This window comes from Mycobacterium sp. NGS51, from assembly GCF_059812525.1.
In genome coordinates this window covers 88,859-106,991 of sequence record NZ_JCALCV010000003.1, presented here as the reverse complement: position 1 = coordinate 106,991, position 18,133 = coordinate 88,859, and the positions used below count along the sequence as shown (strand labels likewise).

The following is an 18,133-nucleotide window of genomic DNA, read 5'->3' as shown; positions in this document are numbered from 1 at the left end:
GGCACACTTGCGGAATGGAGGTACATGAGCCGCGGCGCCAGCTGCACGGCATCTCGGACGTCCGCGCGTTCTTTCACACCAACACCGTCCCCCTGTATTTCATCTCGCCAACCCCGTTCAACCTCCTCGGCATCGACCGCTGGATACGAAAATTCTTCTACCTCACGTACTTTGACTCGTTCGAGGGCGAACATCCCCGCGTGTTCGTACCCCGGCGGCGCAACCGCATGGATTTCGATTCCATGGAGGACGTCTGCAACTACCTGTTGCGTGATCCCGAGACACTCGACTTCATCGCGCACAGAGGAGCCGGCGGCAAAGCCTGCTTTGTGATGCTTGACGAGGGCACCCACGCCCTCGCACACGAGGTGGGACTCGAGGTCATGCAGCCGTCGGCGGAGTTGCGTCATCGGCTGGGCTCCAAGATCGTCATGACACGGCTGGCCCAGAAGGCGGGTGTGGCCAGCGTGCCTCACGTCATCGGGCGGGCTGGCACCTACGACGAACTGCTGGCGCTCGCGCAGGGTGCGGGGTTGGGCGACAACCTCGTCGTCCAAGCCGCGTATGGCGACGCCGGCACCACCACGTTCTTTCTGCGCGGTCAGCGCGACTGGGACCGTCACGCCGCCGTCCTGGTCGGGCAGGAACTCAAAGTGATGAAGCGCATCCGCAATGTCGAGGTGTGCCTCGAGGGCGCCGTGACTCGCCACGGCACCGTGGTCGGCCCCGCGATGACGAGCCTCGTCGGTTACTCGGAGCTGACCCCGTACAAGGGCGGCTGGTGCGGCAACGACGTCTGGCGCGGGGCGCTGACGCCGGAACAGACGCACACCGCGCGAGACATGGTGCGAAAGTTGGGCAACCGCCTGCATCGCGAGGGGTACCGCGGCTACTTCGAGGTGGACCTGTTGCGCGACCTCGACTCCAACGAGCTCTACCTCGGCGAGGTAAACCCGCGCCTGAGCGGAGTCAGCCCGATGACGAACTTGACCACCGAGGCCTACGCCGACATGCCGCTGTTCCTCTTCCACCTGCTTGAGTACATGGACGTCGACTACGAAGTCGACGTCGACGAGATCAACGCGCGCTGGGAACGGGGCTACGGCGGGGACGACGTCTGGGGTCAGCTGATGATCTGGGAGACCTCGCCGCATGTCGAGCTGTTGACCGCGACCCCACGCACCGGTGTGTGGCGCCTCCACGACGACGGACGCGTCTCCTTCGCGCGCAGCGCCAATGACTGGGCTTCGCTGACCGACGAGTCCGAGGCCTTCTATATGCGGATCGCGGCACCGGGCGACGTGCGCTGCAAGGGCGCCGAACTCGGCGTGCTGGTCACCCGAGGACACCTGCAGACCAAGGACTACAAGCTCACCGAGCGCTGCCGGCGCTGGGTCGAGGGCATCAAAGCGCAGTTCCAGTCGACACGCCTGACACCGGGTGAGCCGATCGTCTCGCGGCTCGTCGCGCGGGCGTGAGCAGTGGCTGATCGAGGGTCAACCGGCGCCTGACAGCCCAGAGCCAGGCACCCGACGATTGTGCCCCGCGACTTTGTGCTGAAAAACACACGTTTTGGTTGACCGTCGTGACGTCGGTCACAGTACGCTTTGTATGCCAACGTCTCCGCGAAGGAAGGCGATCGTGCGGTCTTCGAGAATGGTCATTGGCCAGGCTGATCGGTATCAGTGGGCCGGGGTGGTGTTCGGGGTACCGCTGGCGATGGTCGGCCTGGGCGGGGTGGCCACACACCCGTCCCTGTTCGTGCCGCTGCTGTTGCTGGCCGGCGTGGCGTTAGTCGTGGTTTATTACTTCGTGGACCAGCAGAGAGTGGCTGCGCAAACGGCGCCGCTCGCGGCCGGTACCCAGAAGCGCAACCGCCAATGGAGCGCTGACCGAGCGAAGGTGCAGGTCCAGCCGATGCCGCCACGGCCCGAGTTAAAGCCGCCGCGTCCGGATTTGGACGCTGAGACCCGCGCGCTGGCAGAGGCCGCCACCGCCCAAGCACAAGCCGCCCAAGCCGAAGCGGTGGCCGCCGAGGCACAAGCGCGGGCAGAAACCGCCAAAGCCCAAGCCCTGGCCGCTGCGGCCGAAGCGCTGGCAGCCGAAGCCGAAGCCCTGGCCGCCCAGGCGCGGGCGCAAGCCGAAGCCGCCGAGGCCCAAGCCCTGGCGGCCGAACCCGAAGCGCTGGCCGCCGAGGCCCGGGCACAAGCCGAAGCCGCCGAGGCCCAAGCCCTGGCCGAGGAGGCACGGGCACGAGCGCAGGCGCGAGCAGAAGCCGCCGAAGCCGAAGCCCAAGCCGCCCAGGCGCGAGCGCAAGCAGAAACCGCCGAAGCCCAAGCCTTGGCGGCCCAGGCGCGGGCACAGGCAGAAGCTGCGGAAGCACAATCTCTCGCTGCCCACGCACGAAAGCAGGCAGAAGCCGCCGAAGCTCAAGCGCTGGCCGCCGAGGCCCGGGCACGAGCAGAAGCTGCCGAAGCGCAAGCCCTTGTCGCCGAGGCCCGGGCGCGAGCGCAGGCACGAGCAGAAGCCGCCGAAGCCGAGGCCTTAGCCGCCCAGGCGCGAGCGCAGGCAGAAGCCGCGGAAGCCGAAGCTCGGGCTGCCGAGGTGTGGGCAGAGGCAGAAGCGTCCGAAGCACAAGCTCTGGCCGACGAGGCGAGGGTGCGGGCAATCCAGCTACGGCTTGAGGCGGAAGCCAAGACCAACCGGCGCCCCGAGGTCAACTAACTGCGGACTAGTGGCGTAGATTTGTCGTAGAATGACGACATGAGTACGACAAGCGCTGTTGACTTGTCCGACCTGCTGCGCGAGGTAAATGAAGCGACTGCGCTGTTCCAGCGGTCCGCCACGGTGCCCGACCGGGTGGGCGCGGTGCTCGACGACTTCGCCGCAGCGCTGGGCGCCGCGGCCTTCTCGCGGTCCGGGGCAGATCCGCACCAGGTGGAAGCCTTGTCGCAGGCGGCGCTGCATGCGCAAAAGGGACTGTGTCACGACAACGACAACGAGAGGCGTCGCGACGTCCGGGTGGCGTTCGAACAATTCCGGCAGACGCTGCGCGACATCGTCGAAAACCAGCCCTACGGCGAGGAGTCGCCAGTCCGCGACATCCTCGCGCGCACCGTCGAGACACTGGCTACCCCGCAACAGACGGTGGCCGAGCTGCTCGGGGTGTCGGTCCGTCAACTCCAACGCTGGCTGGCCGATCAGGGAGCCGACCCGGCAGGAAAGGAGGCCGCACGGGTCCGGGTGGTCGGGCAGCTTGTCAACCAACTGCGCCACGCGTTCACTGGCCCCGGCGTGATCGCCTGGTTCACTCGGGCGCATCCGGCCCTTGACCGGCCTCCGATCGAACTGCTCGATGATCCGCTGGCCTACCCGCAGCTGATCAGCGTCGCCGCCGCGGCCCGTGCCCAAACGGCATGAGGTTCACGGTTTTTCGGCACGCCGCATACGACATGCCCTGGCGGGCACTGCCCAGTCCCGGGCAAGGACGCTTTCATCGACCGGGGCGAGACATCGTGCAGTATTTGAGCCTTCACCCCCTTGGCCCGGCGGCCGAAATGCTGCGCCACAATCTGGGACCCGCTGGGGATCCCGATGACGTCTTGTTGAACCTGTGGACCGCGACAGTCGACGTCGATGACGACGACGTGACCCGGATCGACTTCGATGACTGCGCGGCATATGGCATCACCGCTGACGAGCTCGTCGGTGATGACTACCGAGCGACCCAGGCCCTCGCCGTGGCGGTGCAGGCAACCGGCGCAACCGCCATGGTCGCGCCGTCGGCGGCGCTGCCGGGCACGCACAACCTGGTGTTGTTCGGGGTTCGTTTCCTGCATCCTTATTTGTGGGCGCCGCTGACGGATGACGACATTCCCACTGGCGACCTCACCGACGGGGCGCGCCCGCCCGCCGAGGTGGCTACCCATGTCCGGTGGCGAGGGACCGCGCACAAGGCGGCCGAGCAGTGGAAGGCTACCGGTGCCTATGACCTGTTCGACGATCCCATCGCCACTCGTTGACTCGCAGGAGGAGCGGTGAACGTCCCGCCCTATGCGATCATCGGGTCGATCGCCGATCGCGGCACAAGCACCTGCAACGGCCCGGCTGAGTCGGGCAACAGCACGCCCTGGTCGAAGAAGAAGTACACCCCGTCGTTGACTACCGCGAAATTCTGGTAGTTGGCCGGGTCGTACAGCGCGGCCGGTGCGATCGGCAACGGCGGTGGTGGCGGCGGCTCGGCCGCTGCCGGCTGTCCCGGTTGCGCCGGCGGCGCGACAGGCGGTGGTGGTGCCAGCTGCTTCTGCAGTTCAGTCTGGACGATCGGCGCGACGGTCTTCAGCGGATCGTCTACCCGCCACAACGGCGTATTTTGTTTGTCGTCCGGCGCGGCCGTCCAGGTGATCTCCTTGCGGTAGCCCCGATCCCAGTTGAACGCCTTGTATTTCGTCTGCGGCTGCGCGCCGCCGACGTTTTGGTACACCTTGAACACGACGGTCTGCGTGCCGCGCGGGGGGAGCGCCGAGCTGTATTCCGTCGGCTTGATGGTCAGTTCGGACGGTGTATCGCGGGGCGCGCCCGACTTGGCCGCGGTGAGGAATCCGTCGCGCGTCTTCGAGATGTAGTCGGCGATCGGCTGCTGGTCGGGGTAGTCCAGCGGGATGCTGATGTTGACGCTGTACCCGGGATCGGAGAGCTGGATCTCACACGTGCTGCCCGTATTGCCGCCCTTGAGGTCCGCGCAGTAGTCCTTCGGGGCAGCCGCGGCAGTGCTGGAAGATCCGAAGATGGTGATTGCCGTGACGAGCACGGGCACGCTGAAGAAGCGCATGTGTTGAATCCCTCCAAGCAGATGCGGCACCCCGCTCCGGACGTGATTAGCGTCCAGTATTCCTGTGAAGCGGGGCGGGCGGGGCTCGAACCCGCGACCAACGGATTATCGGTTCCAATCCGGATTAACCATCGATAAGACCGGTCGTTTGCTGGTTACGTCAAATCGTACGGCGGCTCACACCACGACGCGTCCACCGTCTTGGCCGGCTCAATCGATAGGCGGCTGGTAACGCGCGGCTGAGTTCCGCAACTGCCAGATTTGGGCAGGACACAGTAGATTAACTGCATACGAAATCAAGTAATTAGTCGCAAACTCGTCGTTTGGCGCGACATCACCTTTGACATCGCCCATCACCTGGGCGTAATTGTTGCCCCCGCTAACCTTGTCGCAGATGCCGTAGCCATAGCTGAGGGCGTCGATACCATTCGGAAAGTTGTAGTGCCGACGCATTGCAAACCACCGGAATCCGCCGCGAAAACACTCTGAACTGCATTTTCCATGAGCACTGCGGCCGTATCCCGGCTACCAGGCTCGATCACGCCGTCGTCGTCTTCCAGGATCGATCCCAACGATCGGTCGCCGCCACCTCATTAAGCGGCTTGCGCCGCACCGAATGGTGCCCGCCGCTAGGCCAGCCCACCGTCAGCAGAGTCGCGATCTTCCAGTCGTCAGGAATTCCGACCATGGATCGCACTTGGTCCTCGCAGGACCCGTGCCACAGGGTGATCGCCGCGCCGAGCCCCTGTGCCCGCGCGGCAAGCAGAAAGTTCTGCACCGCGGGAAAAATCGAACCCCCCTGCTGTAGTTCGGTGGTTCCTCGCTGCGGCTGGACACAGAACAGCACCAGGACAGGCGCCTCACCGCCGACGCTCATGTGCTCGGCCATCGCCCGGAGCACGCGCGATTTGGGGTCGTCAGCTTCGCTGTCGGGCATCGAAATCGAATAAAACTCAGTCATCACGTCCCATGTCTTGTGGGCCGCAGCTGTGATCACGTCGCGCAAGCTCTGCGATCTGAGCACGAGGAACTTCCATGGCTGCTGATTGCCTCCGGACGGAGCCCAGCTGGCCGCACGCAGACAGGTATCGATGGCCTCGTCGGAGACGGGTTCGTCGCGATAGCGGCGCACGGCCGACGCAGTCCGCATGACCTCCCACAAATCTGACGAGGTCGACAGCGGGGCTCGGCTGCTCATACCGGCATCGTGCGCGCGAGCACGCCTTGCCACGTACCGCCGCGGACTGGGCCGGTGACAAGCGGCAGATCCAAAGTCGACAACAGGCCCGGCGGTGCTGCGATGACCGCCGGAATGGCATTGAGTTCCCGCATCACCGTCGCATACGTCAGACCCCGCATATTGCTTCCCCGCCCGTGCATTTCGACGTCGACCGTGTACGTGGGCAGACCGTCGACAACGACGCGGTAGCCACCGTGCGGCGACGGATGTCGCGGCCAATCCGGCGCTGACCCTTCGCCCATGCGGGTGATGTGCTCCAGCACCACCCGCTCCTCACCGTCGACGATTCCTGCCAGCTTGAACCGCATCCCGCCCATGGTCCCTGGTTCGACCCACCCCGACGCCACCTCGTAACGCTCTGTCGCCAACCACTTTTCGATACTTGTATCGACGCGGTCGAGGGGCAAACCAAGGCCGTCGGCTACCAAATGCACCGTCGGCGCCCACAACGCGGCCAGGCGCGCAGTATCGAACAACGGCGCCGGATGGTCTGGCGGGTGTCCGAAGCCCATGAAGTCGAACATGATGTCGGGTTGGTTGATCGGGCCATAATCGAGTATCTCGAGCATGGTGATGGTGTCGACACGGCTGCTGAATCCGGTCATGGTCAACGCGATGACATCATTGGCCCATCCGGGATCCACTCCACTGTTGAAGAAGCTGGTGCCGCCCTCCTGGCATGCCGCGGAAATGAGATCGACGGTCTGCTTGTCCGCGGCGGGCGGATAGCACATCGGGACCAGCGAGGTGCAGACGACGTTTTTCCCTGCGCGAAGGCAGCGGGCGATGTCCTGGGCCGCTTCGTGATACCGGTAGTCGCCCGAGGCGAAGTAGGCGACCACGTCGGCGTCGAGAGACAGTGCGGCATCAACGTGGCGGGTCGCGACGACACCCGTCGCGGGCATCCCGCACAGCTCGCCCGCATCCTTGCCATCCTTGGCCTCGGCATGCACGACGACACCCACGAGGTCCAACCCGGGATGCGCGATCAGCGCGCGTAATGCGCCGACCCCGACTTGCCCCGGACCCCAGAGAATCACCCGCGGCTTACGCTGACAGTCCGTCATGTGCGCCCCTTCCCGGTTGACCCCGTCCGACCTGTGAGAACATACCTTCTCGGTTATTGATAACACCATTGCCGCATCGGAAGAACCCTGGAGGAGACAATGAGCGATTACCAGTTCTTGAAGTGGGAGACGTTCGACGACGGCCAGATCGTCCGAATCTCATTGAACCGTCCGGAGCAACGCAACGCGCAAAACCGCGGCATGTTGGTCGAACTCGACGAGGCCTTCGCCCGCGCCGAGGCCGACGACAACGTCCGCGTCGTCATCCTCGCCGGTAAGGGGCCGATGTTCTCTTCTGGCCATGACATCGGCTCCAAGCAGGCCCGCGCTGAGTTCACCCCTGGACCGGGTCAGCACCCGACAGCTGCCATTAACGGCGGGACCCGGCAGGGTGCGGAGAAGATCATGCTGCAGGAGTGGCACTACTTCTTCCAGAACAACCTGCGCTGGCGAAACCTGCGCAAGATCACGATCGCGCAGGTCCACGGAGACGTGTTCTCCGCGGGCCTCATGCTGATCTGGGCATGCGACTTGATCGTGGGAAGTGAAGAGGTGCGCTTCGCCGACGTCGTCGGTACCCGGCTCGGTATGTGCGGCATGGAGTACTTCGGCCACCCGTGGGAGTTCGGCCCCCGTCGCACCAAGGAACTGATGCTGACCGGCGACGCGATCGGCATCGAGGAGGCATACCGACTCGGCATGGTCAGCAAGATCTTCAAAAGAGAGGAGCTATCCGATCGCACACTCGAGATGGCCCGGCGCATCGCCACGGTGCCGACGATGGCGGCGATACTCATCAAGGAGTCGGTCAACCAATCCGTGGACAACATGGGCTTCTATAACGCCCTGCAGTCTTGCTTCACCCTGCACCAACTGAACCACTCACACTGGGTCGGCGTACGCGACGACAAGCGTGCCACTGCCGGCGAGGAGCAAGGAGTTCCGGATTGGCGAACCGCCCCCCCGATAGCGCTGTCGGTCAAAGACCAAGTGCGAGCCGACGCGTGACAGCCGCTCAGTTCGCCACGACGCCGTAACGGGCATCCGCGACCCGGTCGAGGGCCACAGCCGACTGCCCGTACACCATGGCCCAGCCGCGGACCCGGCGATAGTACAGCTGGATGTCACCTTCCATGCCGAACCCGTAGCCGCCATGGATGTGCAGACTGCGCTGTGTCGCGTCGCGCGCGGTCTCGTATGCGAACGCGAATGCCATAGCCGCCAATTCGGTGACGCGCTCCGGCTCGTCGGCGAACGCGCACGCCGCCTCGAACGCCAGCAACAGCGCGCCGTCGGCCGCAGTGGCACTGTCCACCAACGGATGTGACACCGCCTGAAAAGATCCGATCGGGGCCCCAAAGGCTTGCCGCTGCTTGGCGTACGCGACACCCAACTCGACGGCTCTCTTCGCCGCGCCCGAGAGCGCCGCAGAGGTCAGGGCGAGCCACAGATCCAATGCATCGGAGAACATCCGCCGTGCGTCGTCCCCCTGAGCAAGAACCACCGCGTCGTCCTCGACAGCGACATCGGCCAGCGGAAGTGATCCGTGATTCCGCACGAGTCGACGGTTGCCGCCGAGCGGCACCGCGATGAGGCGCTCGTCGACAAGAGCCACCACCGCGTCCGCGACGGCCCCGCCCGGTACGAGCCCGAGCACGCGTCCGCATGCGACGCGCGGCGCGAAGCTGACCAGCTTGTCACCCGACATGGCCTCAGTCAGCAGTCCCGCCCCGGTATCACCAGATTGGGCAAGCAGCCTGGCTGCAACTTGGGCCTCGATCACGGGGGCCGATGCGACCGCGCGGCCGTACTGTTCGGCGATCAAGGCCAGTTCGAGCTCAGAGGCACCCCAGCCGCCTGCGGCCTCACCGACGGCCATCTCCACCGCACCGGTCTCCAGCAGTGCCTTCCACAACCTGGGGTCGAAACCCAGTGGTTCCGCTGCCCGGACACGCTGCGACGTCGACTCGCGCGCATACATCGCGGCGAACGAGTCGACGAGCTGGCGCTGTTCGGCGGTAAGACTCAAGTCCACACTCGGGCCCCATCACATGCGGATATGGCTACTCTCACAAATGAGAGTAACATTATCGCGCGTACCGCCCCGGCCCCGTTGTGAGACAGATTGGTTCTGATCCATGCACTTTCAGCTCGACGCCAACACCGAGGCCTACCGCGACGGAGTGCGCAGCTACCTCGGGAAGGTGATGACGCCCGAGTCCGAGGAGCGGATCTACCGCAGCGGCGTTTCCCACGACGACGATTTCGCCAAGGGGCTGGTCGACGAAGGCTATTTCGCCCCAAGCTGGCCGACCGAATTCGGCGGCCAGAACCGCGATGCATGGGACGAGCAGGTCCTGCGAGAGGAACTCATGCGGGCGGAAGCACCCATGTACCTGTCGGAGACCACTCGAATGGTGGCGTCGATCATCCGCGCCGTTGGCACGCCGGAGATGAAGGACCGCATTCTCGGTGGCGCGATGAAGGGCGATATCACGATTGCACTGGGGTTCACCGAACCCGAATGCGGCTCGGACGTCGCCGCGGCGACCACGAAGGCCGTGCGCGAGGGCGACGGATGGGTCATCAACGGCTCCAAGATGTTTACCACAAATGGTCACATCGCCGACTACGTGTTCCTGCTGGCACGCACGAATCCTGACAAGCCCAAGCACAAGGGACTCACGATGTTCCTCGTCCCACTCGACTCTGAGGGCTTCGAAGCCCAGGCGGTATGGACGCTCTCGGGCGAACGCACGAACATCACGTTCTATAGCGACGTCCGCGTGTCAGACGAGTGGCGCCTCGGCGATGTCGACGCCGGCTGGCAGGTGATGGGGCTGTCGCTGCAGGACGAGCACGCATCCGGGTGGGGGCCGCATATTTCTCGGCTGCTGCAGCACGTCGAGCAGTGGGCGGCGAACACTCAAGCCGACGACGGGTCGCCGCAGCTCTGCAAGACCGACGTGCGGCGGCGAATCGCCAGGGTGGCAATGGAAGACGAGGTTTCGAGGCTTCTCCTTCGTCGTTGCGTCTGGATGACCGAGACCGGCCAGAACCCGATAGCCGAAGGACCGATGTCCAAGGTGTTCAGCACCGAGGCACTCGTGCGCGCCAGCCAGGACGTCATGGAACTGGTAGGGCCAGACGCGGCGCGGAGCTACTTCGAGCCGACGGCCCCAGAGCAAGGCCGCTTCGAATACCTCATGCGGTTCGCGTTGGGCACCACAATCTATGCGGGCACAAGCGAAGTTCAGCGCTCCATCATCGCGCAGCGCGGGTTGGGGCTACCCCGTTAGCTTTCGAGGCTTGCGAGCCGTTGTTCGCTTCGCCGCAGACTTGGCGGTCATGGCTTTCGGCTTGGCCGAACCTGCCGGGGGTGTCAGGGCTTGTTTGCACCAGGCCCATAACTGATCCTCGGCAAGTTCTGCGCCCTTGACCCCCAGGTGGAACACTCCGATTTGGGCAAGTGCGATGAGTGTCGAGTTCAGCAGGGTGGTCAACTGCGCTGGCGTCAAGTCTTTTCGGATCAACCCTGCACGCGAGCACGCGGTGAGGATCTTCGTCAGCAGCTTCTGGTGCGGCTCCCAGATCTTTGCGAAGTCGGCGGGCCGCTCAATCTCCAAGCTCAAGTTGTAGATCGTCATCACCCGGCCGCCAATCGCCTCGGATGACTCGGCTCGCGAGAGAAATCCGCGACAGAACGCCTCGAGTTGTTCCATTGGACCATCCGCCATTGCCACCTCATGGCGGATCGCTTCGATGAACTGACTCGTCGCGTTCTCGTAAAGCGCAAGCAGGAGCTCTTCCTTGCCCGCGAAGTGCTGATAGAACGCGCGCAGGCTCAGGTTCGACCGATCGATCAGAGTCTGGATGGTGAAGTCGGCGCGCCCCGACTCTTCCACCAACTCCAGGGCGGCGGCAAGGAATCTCGAGCTGCGTGCCAGCGCACGGGCTCGGGCGGCCGAAAGGCGCCGCTCGATCGTTCGCTCCTGCCAGCTCGTCGGCATCTCGTCGAGGTCGGTGTCGACGACCTCCAGGCTGGCTTCGGTGTCCTGCGCGGGGCGCTTCTTAGCAGTCATGATTGCTTGAGAATACGCGTTGCCAGGCGAATCCGCCCAGCTCCCTACACAGGTATGTTGATCCACTTGCCTGACGCCGCCCGACGCAAAGCGGCGGTGCGCCCATGCGGTACTCTGGAAACGGTTATTCTCGTCTAGGGGAAATTCGCGTTTCGTAGGTGAAGCGAGAAGCCCTCGAAGGAGTGCAGCGTTGAGCACAGACATCCGAATTGTCTCGCCGGACGACCATTTGGTAGAGCCTGCCGATCTGTGGACCAGCCGGCTGCCTGAGCGTTATCTCGACATCGGACCACGGATCGTTCGTACCCGCGGGCGGATGGATCCGTCTGTGACTTCCGATGTCGCGTTCGTCGAAGACGACGAGGGTCGCGACGCCGACATCTGGCATTACGAAGATGCAGTCATCCCGATCCCGCTGATCAGTGCGGCGGCCGGCTATGAACTCGACGAGCTCACCACCGACCCGATCACCTACGACGAGATGCGTCCGGGTTGCTTTCGCCCGGCAGACCGGCTCGCCGATATGGACATCGCCGGCATCGAGGCTTCGGCATGTTTTCCCAACACACTCGTCCGCTTCTGCGGCCAACGCTTCCTGTACGCCAAGGACAAGGAGCTTGCCAAGCTCTGCGTTGAGGCCTACAACGACTTCCAAATAGATGAGTGGGGCGGCAGCTCGTACGGCCGGCTGATCCCGCTTGGCATCATCCCGCTCTGGGACGTCGAGCTCGCCGCGAAGGAGGTCGACAGGGTGGCCGCGCGTGGCATGCATGCGGTGTGCTTCTCCGAACTACCCGCACGTCTCGATCTGCCGTCCATTCACACCGACTACTGGGATCCGTTCTTCGCCGCGTGCGAGCGAAACCAGGTCGGCATCATGCTGCACATCGGGTCGAGCTCGTCGCTCACCAAATCCTCTCCCGACTCTCCGCATGTCGTCACCAGTGCGCTGATGGCGGTCAACTGCACCATCGCGATGGTGGACTGGCTGTTCTCCGGCAAGCTCAAGCAATTCCCGAACCTCAAGCTCGCGTTCGCCGAGGCGCAAGCGGGCTGGATCCCCTACTACCTGCAACGCGTCGACGAGGTTTGGGAAGACCGGCGGGCATGGGGCGGGATCCACCCGCTGCTGACAGAGCCACCGAGTACTCAAGTGCCTGGCCGCGTGTGGTTCTCCACGTTCGGCGATCCTGTCGCTTTCCGCATCCTCGACCTAGTCGGTGAGGACCAGCTCATGTTCGAGACCGACTACCCACACAACGACACCAACTGGCCGCACAGCATCGAGGTGGCCAATAAGGCGACGGAGGGTCTGAACGAGGAAACTAAACGAAAAGTTCTGTCCACCAACGCCAAGACGTTCTTTGGCATGGCCTAGCGCTCCGGAGGTGCTGCGCTACAGTGCCTTCCAGTTCGGCTGACGCTTCTCAAGGAAAGCACGTGGTCCCTCGATAGCGTCCTTCGTCAGGGCCACTTTCATGCGGTAGTTCTCGGCGAGCAGTTCGGCTTCGTAGATGGGCAGCGTCAGCCCTTTGCGCACCGCCATGCGCGAACCCCTTACCGCCAGCGGCGCATTCGAGTTCACGATCTCAGCGATCTCCCACGCCCGATCCATGAGCGCGTCATGGGCTACCACTTCGGTGAAGACTCCCAAGTCGTATGCACGCTGCGCGTCGAGTTGCTCGTGCTTGCCCATCAAGATCAGCCGCATCGCCACGGGTAGCGGCAGGATCCGTGCGAGCCTGACCCCTTCGCGCCCGGAGCTTACGCCGATGCTGACATGAGGATCCATCAATGTCGCGCGCTCGGACGCGATGGTGATGTCGGCGGTGGTAACCAAGTCCATCCCGGCACCACAGGCGATGCCGTTCACCGCACAGATGATCGGCTTGGTCATCTGAAGCCAGGGCGGCGTCGCCTCCTGCGGCGCGTCCCACTGCCGCATCGAGCTGAGGATGGGCTCCCCCTGGTTGTCGATCCCCGCCGCGTTCTCCATGTCGTGGTCCGCAGCCTTGTTGACGTCGGCCCCGACACAGAGCGCGCGCCCAGTGCCGGTGATGATGACCGTCCAGATATCTTGGCAACGCTCAATTTCGGCATACACCCCGGCGAGCTCTGCGATCATCTCGTCGTTGATGGCGTTGAGGACCTCAGGTCGGTTCAGCGTCACGCACGCGGTGTGACCCCGCACCTCGAATTCGATGGTGTCGTAATCCGTCACCTGCTGGGGCTCTCTTTCTCCAAAGCCGTTGCGGCGCTGGGTCGAAATCCGAAGATCTCGTTGAATTTCGCACAGTAGCGCGGCCACGCATCGGGATTCAGCAGCCTGGGCGGCAAGCGGCCTTCGAAGATCGCCTGCCATTGGGTCGCGGTGGCGATGGCAATGTCGCGGGCGGCTTCCACGGTGATGCCTGCGACGTGGGGAGTGGCGACGACGTTGTCGAGGCATAGCAACGGATTGTCGTGCCGCGGCGGCTCTTCGTGGAAGACATCGAGGCCCGCCCCTGCAATGCCGCCGGTGACCACGGCGTCGTACAGCGCGGCTTCATCGTGAACGGCGCCGCGGGCGGTGGTGATGAAGAACGCCGACGGCTTCATTGCGGCGAACTGCGCGGAATCGAACAAGCCATGTGTCTCGGTCGTGAGTGGGCACGTAACCTGAACGAAATCGGAACGCTCGACCAGCTCGTCGAGTTGGACCAAGGTCACTCCGCGCTGGGCAGCGCTCGCTTCGTCGACATACGGATCGTGAGCCAAGATCTCCATCCCGAACGGCGCGCACAACTCCACCAGGCGCCTGCCGATGGCGCCGAGACCGACCACGCCGAGCGTCTTTCCGAGCAGCTGACTTCCCCGCAAGCCCAGGCGGTCGCCGAGCGGCCCGCTGCGTAGGGCACGGTCGGCGACGGTGATCCTTTTGGCAAGATCGAGCATAAAGCCCAGCGCGTGTTCGGCGACGGCCTCTGCGCCCGGACCGGAGTTGTTGCACACCGCGATCCCGGCCCGTGTGCACGCCTCGACATCGATAACGTCATACCCGGCGCCGGCCGAACAGACAGCCAGCAGCTGCTCGCAGCGTTGGACCAGGGCAGGCCCCACCAACCACTGTTCGCCGTCGGGGAAGGACGCCACATCGGTGCGCGTGGCGACCTGGTATCCATGGGCGGATTCCATCAGCGCCCAACCATCTTCAGCCGGAGCCGTCAGGTCGAGTTTGATGACGTCGATATCGGCCGCCTCAAGAATCTGCCCGGCGACGGGGTCGGTCCATCGCTCGTAGACGAGCTTGGGAGTTGGGCCCTCGCTCATTGCTTGAGCTTGGGCTTCGCCTGCGCCGCCTTGAACATGTCGGCGAGTTCGGCATCGACATTCTTGTAGTCGTTGCGCGCAATTGAGCCGTCTCGGCCCGGGACTACGTCATAGCCCAGGCGCAGGTCCTTGTTCTCCATGTGGAAGTACTCGCGGCCGATCGGCAGTCGTCGGTCTTCGCGCGGCACCTCCATCCATGCGCGCAAGAAGCAACGGGCCTTCTTCGGATCGCTGCTGCTGACGAAGTCGGAACGTGAATGACACATGGCGAAGTTGTTTGCGACCGCCGCCTCCCCCGACTCGAGGCGGAACTCAACTTGCTGCTCGACCAGAATGTTGCGCAGCAATTCGATCGCCTCGGTTTGTTCGGGCGTGAACTCGCGGCCGAGTGCATGCATCGCCGGCAGGATGCTGCTGTAGGTGAAGTTGATGCAGATTCTGCCATCGATCTGGGAGAACGCTGGGACGTCGTACGGTGTCACGTCCGGCTGGTCGTCGGGCTGCTCGCTGCGCCGGTGATGCGGAAACCCTTGATACAGCACTGGGAGCAGGTCGGGCCGCTCGGCGAGAATCCGGTTGTGCGCCGCCGGCCCGCTCGCGAACTGGCTTTCACCTCCGCTGGCCGCCGGGTAGACGCACAGCAGCGACAGGATGTCAGCGGCGTCGTTGTGCATGGCCAGTTCGGCACGCGACTTAGTCCCACGCGCCGGCTGTACGCCGTTCGGCAGCACCTCCTCTTGAACGCGCACCATCCGGTGTCCGAACGAGTTGTTCGACACCAGGTATCCGAGATGGGTGCAGAACGCCCAGTAGATGCGCTCGAGGTCATCGATCGAGTGTTGTTCGACCGGAAATCCACGCACGCACGCCACGCCCTTACCGAACATCAGGTCGCGATACAGCCGCGCCAGATCGTCATCAAGGTCCGGGTGGCGGGCATCGTCGGGGGTGATCTCGTCGCGATCCTTCTTTGACGTCTTGGCCAAGATCGATTCCAAGGCAGCCACGTTGCGCGCAGACAGGTCGAACGCGAAATCTTCTTTGCTTGAGAAGTCCTTGCCGGTCCAGCACATCGAGTCGGTGACTTGTTCGTTATAGATCGCGGTGGGCATCCGTCCTCCTATTGGGCTGGCGAGACTTTCGACTATCGGCGTTATGCATCGGTGCTGCTTGCGTTGCGGCCATCGAGCTCGCGCAACGCGTGTGCGCGGGCGGTCGCCGCCTCGGTCATCATCCCGATGTCCGTACCGGCCGAAATGAAACGCAGACCCAGATCTGCGAAGCGTTTCAGCAGGTCAACGGACTTGAGCCCGGCTATTCCCAGCGCCACGCCGTGTGCACGACAAGCCGCCGCGACCGATTCTACGGCATGGTGGAAATGATCATTCTCATAATCGCCGTGGATGCCCATTTCGGCCGTCAGATCGCTCGGGCCAAGAAGTAGCATGTCGATGCCATCGACAGCCGCTATCGCGTCTATGTCGTCGACCGCTTGCGGCGTTTCGATCATCACCGCGACCACCGTGCGGCGCTCGAGGACGCCGGCGAGTTCGGTCGCCGATCTGGGGTCGTACCCGCTCACCGCATTGGGCCCGGAGATGGAGCGATGCCCGATCGGAGGAAACCGCGCCGCATCGACGACCGCTGCCGCCTCGTCTCTCGAATTGACGTGCGGCACAATGACTCCAATTGCACCGTTGTCGATCACACGAGCGATGACACTCGGATCGTGGGACGGCACGCGAACCAACGCCGAGATGCCCGCTCCCAAAGCGCTTACGCACAGCATCGCGGCTGTCTCCAGCGACGTGGAGGTGTGTTCGAGGTCGACGTAGACCGCGTCGTATCCGCATGCGGCTGCGATCGCGGGGACATCGGGAGTGCGAGCGCTCATCAGTGCCAGACACAGCACCAACTCGTCGCCGCGCAATGCCTCCCGTAGTGGTTTCCGCACATGCTCACGGTAGTCGACTGAGAACGTTCATTCCATCAAGTCGTGAACGGCATTATCAATGTGGTAACCATGACGTATGCCAGCGAACCGGGTCGCCATCGTGGGCGCCGGCCTGTCGGATTGTGGACGGGTGCCTGACAAGACCGCGCTGGCGCTGATGGCTCAATCCGCACGCCGCGCCATTGCCGACGCCGGTCTGACGAAGGACGACATCGGAGGCTTTGGCGGCCACGGCACCCTGCTGCCGCCCGTTGAGGTGAGCGAGTACCTCGGCCTGCGACCGTCCTGGGTTGACGCGACCAACGTCGGCGGGTCGTCCTGGGAGGTGATGGCAGGCCACGCCGCCGACGCCGTTGCCGCCGGCGCGATCGACGTTGCGTTGCTGACGTACGGATCAACGGCGCGCTCCGACGTCAAGCGTCGCACACGCGCATCAGCGGCGGCGATGAGCACCGGCGGCGCCATGCAGTACGAGGCGCCATACGGCGCGACTCTGATCGCAAAGTATGCGATGGCCGCCAGGCGCCACATGATCGAATACGGCACCACCGCAGAACAATTGGCCGAAATCGCGGTTGCGGCCCACGAGTGGGCGGCGATGAACGACGACGCATTCGAGCGCGACCGGATAACCACCGCCGACGTTGCCGCAGCACCGATGCTGGCCGATCCGTTCACCGCCAAACACGTGTGCCTGCGCACCGACGGTGGCGGCGCCGTCGTACTGGCAAGCGAGCGGGTGGCGAAGGACTGCGCCAAGGAGCCCATCTGGATTCTCGGCGCCGCCGACTCGACATCCCATGTCAGCATGAGCGAGTGGGCCGACTTCACCACGTCGGCCGCCGCGCTGTCCGGCCCACGCGCATTCGCACAAGCCGGTGTCGCGCCGGCCGACATCGATGTGTGTCAGCTCTATGACTCATTCACCTCCACCGTGCTGCTCACGGTGGAGGATCTGGGTTTCTGCGCCAAGGGCGAGGGCGGGCCGTTCATCGCATCAGGTGCGCTGCGTCCGGGCGGGGCGTTACCGACCAACACCGACGGCGGCGGGCTGGCCTCTTGCCATCCGGGCATGCGGGGAATGTTCCTGATGGTCGAAGCGACCAGGCAGCTGCGCGGCGAGTGCGGGCCCAGACAGGTTGCCGACGCGCGTCTGGCGTGCGTCCATGCGATGGGGGGCTTTTTCACCCACAGCGCCACGATGGTCCTCGGGAGGCAGTGATGGACGTGCCGGTGGCCGCAAACCGGCCAACGATCGACTCCGACAGCGAATCGTGGTGGCAGGCCATCCAGGATCGTCGACTGATGATCAACACGTGCGCCGGGTGCGGCCAGAACTCGCTCTACGTGCGTCCGTTCTGCCCGCACTGCTGGAGCGAGGACGTCGCGCAGGCACCGGCGTCCGGGCGGGCGCGGCTCTATACGTGGACCGTGGTGCACCGGAATGCGGCGCCCTTCGATACGCGCACACCATATGTGGTCGCCATGGTGGATCTCGCCGAGGGTCCCCGGCTGCTGACGGTTCTGGACGGCTGCTTGGCGGAAACCCTCTGTGCAGACATGGAACTCACCGTCGCATTTCGCGATGACGATGACGGCTTTATTATCCCGGTCTTCCGGCCGGTGGCAGCAGGTGTGGGAAAGGAATAG

Annotated in this window: 19 protein-coding genes; 9 read left to right on the top strand and 10 right to left on the bottom strand. The window is 64.3% G+C overall.

Annotated elements, in window-relative coordinates; all coding sequences use genetic code 11:
* Positions 1–14: 14 nt before the first annotated feature.
* From AC5Y5W_RS04880 to AC5Y5W_RS04865, 4 genes are all read left to right on the top strand, one after another.
* Positions 15–1,478: a biotin carboxylase gene (locus AC5Y5W_RS04880; RefSeq protein ID WP_500008947.1), complete on the top strand. Its 1,464-nt coding sequence runs from the start codon at positions 15–17 to the stop codon at positions 1,476–1,478.
* A 163-nt stretch (positions 1,479–1,641) separates the two neighbouring features.
* A complete protein-coding gene (locus AC5Y5W_RS04875) occupies positions 1,642–2,724 on the top strand; it encodes a hypothetical protein (RefSeq protein ID WP_500008946.1) in 1,083 nt (360 codons plus the stop codon).
* 39 nt (positions 2,725–2,763) lie between these two features.
* Positions 2,764–3,420: a hypothetical protein gene (locus AC5Y5W_RS04870; RefSeq protein ID WP_500008945.1), complete on the top strand. Its 657-nt coding sequence runs from the start codon at positions 2,764–2,766 to the stop codon at positions 3,418–3,420.
* Complete coding sequence (locus tag AC5Y5W_RS04865; protein WP_500008944.1) at positions 3,417–4,022, top strand: RES family NAD+ phosphorylase; 606 nt, start codon at positions 3,417–3,419, stop codon at positions 4,020–4,022. The genes AC5Y5W_RS04870 and AC5Y5W_RS04865 overlap by 4 nt, the downstream gene beginning before the upstream one ends.
* Positions 4,023–4,051: 29 nt before the next feature.
* Here the strand turns inward: AC5Y5W_RS04865 and AC5Y5W_RS04860 are convergent, their stop codons facing one another.
* From AC5Y5W_RS04860 to AC5Y5W_RS04845, 4 genes are all read right to left on the bottom strand, one after another.
* The gene (locus AC5Y5W_RS04860) at positions 4,052–4,831 is read right to left on the bottom strand and encodes an RsiV family protein (protein ID WP_500008943.1); all 780 of its coding nucleotides are present in this window, start codon (positions 4,829–4,831) and stop codon (positions 4,052–4,054) included.
* A 210-nt stretch (positions 4,832–5,041) separates the two neighbouring features.
* A complete protein-coding gene (locus AC5Y5W_RS04855; RefSeq protein ID WP_500022155.1) occupies positions 5,042–5,284 on the bottom strand; it encodes a DUF732 domain-containing protein in 243 nt (80 codons plus the stop codon).
* A gap of 85 nt (positions 5,285–5,369) precedes the next feature.
* Positions 5,370–5,981, bottom strand: coding sequence for a nitroreductase family protein (locus AC5Y5W_RS04850; protein ID WP_500009096.1), 612 nt, complete (start codon positions 5,979–5,981; stop codon positions 5,370–5,372).
* A 44-nt stretch (positions 5,982–6,025) separates the two neighbouring features.
* Positions 6,026–7,111, bottom strand: a complete 1,086-nt coding sequence (locus tag AC5Y5W_RS04845) for an NAD(P)H-dependent amine dehydrogenase family protein (protein WP_500009095.1) — start codon at positions 7,109–7,111, stop codon at positions 6,026–6,028.
* A gap of 126 nt (positions 7,112–7,237) precedes the next feature.
* Here AC5Y5W_RS04845 and AC5Y5W_RS04840 point away from each other — a divergent pair, with 126 nt between their 5' ends.
* Positions 7,238–8,146 (top strand): enoyl-CoA hydratase, encoded by a 909-nt coding sequence (locus AC5Y5W_RS04840; protein ID WP_500008942.1) that lies wholly within the window; start codon positions 7,238–7,240, stop codon positions 8,144–8,146.
* A 7-nt stretch (positions 8,147–8,153) separates the two neighbouring features.
* On the opposite strand, the gene AC5Y5W_RS04835 is transcribed toward AC5Y5W_RS04840, so the two are convergent.
* Positions 8,154–9,173, bottom strand: a complete 1,020-nt coding sequence (locus tag AC5Y5W_RS04835) for an acyl-CoA dehydrogenase family protein (RefSeq protein WP_500008941.1) — start codon at positions 9,171–9,173, stop codon at positions 8,154–8,156.
* 103 nt (positions 9,174–9,276) lie between these two features.
* Between AC5Y5W_RS04835 and AC5Y5W_RS04830 the strand changes: the two genes are divergently transcribed.
* A complete protein-coding gene (locus tag AC5Y5W_RS04830) occupies positions 9,277–10,437 on the top strand; it encodes an acyl-CoA dehydrogenase family protein (protein ID WP_500008940.1) in 1,161 nt (386 codons plus the stop codon).
* On the opposite strand, the gene AC5Y5W_RS04825 is transcribed toward AC5Y5W_RS04830, so the two are convergent.
* Positions 10,426–11,220, bottom strand: coding sequence for a TetR/AcrR family transcriptional regulator (locus AC5Y5W_RS04825; RefSeq protein ID WP_500009094.1), 795 nt, complete (start codon positions 11,218–11,220; stop codon positions 10,426–10,428). The two genes, AC5Y5W_RS04830 and AC5Y5W_RS04825, sit on opposite strands and share 12 nt — an antisense overlap.
* 190 nt (positions 11,221–11,410) lie before the next feature.
* Between AC5Y5W_RS04825 and AC5Y5W_RS04820 the strand changes: the two genes are divergently transcribed.
* Positions 11,411–12,598: an amidohydrolase family protein gene (locus AC5Y5W_RS04820; protein WP_500008939.1), complete on the top strand. Its 1,188-nt coding sequence runs from the start codon at positions 11,411–11,413 to the stop codon at positions 12,596–12,598.
* An 18-nt stretch (positions 12,599–12,616) separates the two neighbouring features.
* Here AC5Y5W_RS04820 and AC5Y5W_RS04815 read toward each other — a convergent pair whose 3' ends face one another.
* From AC5Y5W_RS04815 to AC5Y5W_RS04800, 4 genes are read right to left on the bottom strand one after another with little or no spacing between them, the layout of a single operon-like run.
* Positions 12,617–13,441 carry an enoyl-CoA hydratase/isomerase family protein gene (locus AC5Y5W_RS04815; RefSeq protein ID WP_500008938.1) on the bottom strand — a complete coding sequence of 275 codons (825 nt, stop codon included), beginning with the start codon at positions 13,439–13,441 and terminating at the stop codon, positions 12,617–12,619.
* Entirely contained in the window at positions 13,438–14,529 is a 1,092-nt protein-coding gene (locus AC5Y5W_RS04810; protein ID WP_500008937.1) for a hydroxyacid dehydrogenase, read from the bottom strand. The genes AC5Y5W_RS04815 and AC5Y5W_RS04810 overlap by 4 nt, the downstream gene beginning before the upstream one ends.
* Positions 14,526–15,641, bottom strand: coding sequence for a TauD/TfdA family dioxygenase (locus AC5Y5W_RS04805; protein ID WP_500008935.1), 1,116 nt, complete (start codon positions 15,639–15,641; stop codon positions 14,526–14,528). Before AC5Y5W_RS04805 ends, AC5Y5W_RS04810 begins: the two co-directional genes overlap by 4 nt.
* 41 nt (positions 15,642–15,682) lie before the next feature.
* The gene (locus AC5Y5W_RS04800) at positions 15,683–16,423 is read right to left on the bottom strand and encodes an HpcH/HpaI aldolase family protein (protein WP_500009093.1); all 741 of its coding nucleotides are present in this window, start codon (positions 16,421–16,423) and stop codon (positions 15,683–15,685) included.
* 136 nt (positions 16,424–16,559) lie between these two features.
* Between AC5Y5W_RS04800 and AC5Y5W_RS04795 the strand changes: the two genes are divergently transcribed.
* Together AC5Y5W_RS04795 and AC5Y5W_RS04790 are read left to right on the top strand one after the other, a co-directional pair.
* Complete coding sequence (locus tag AC5Y5W_RS04795) at positions 16,560–17,705, top strand: acetyl-CoA acetyltransferase (protein ID WP_500008934.1); 1,146 nt, start codon at positions 16,560–16,562, stop codon at positions 17,703–17,705.
* Entirely contained in the window at positions 17,705–18,133 is a 429-nt protein-coding gene (locus AC5Y5W_RS04790; protein WP_500008933.1) for a Zn-ribbon domain-containing OB-fold protein, read from the top strand. The genes AC5Y5W_RS04795 and AC5Y5W_RS04790 overlap by 1 nt, the downstream gene beginning before the upstream one ends.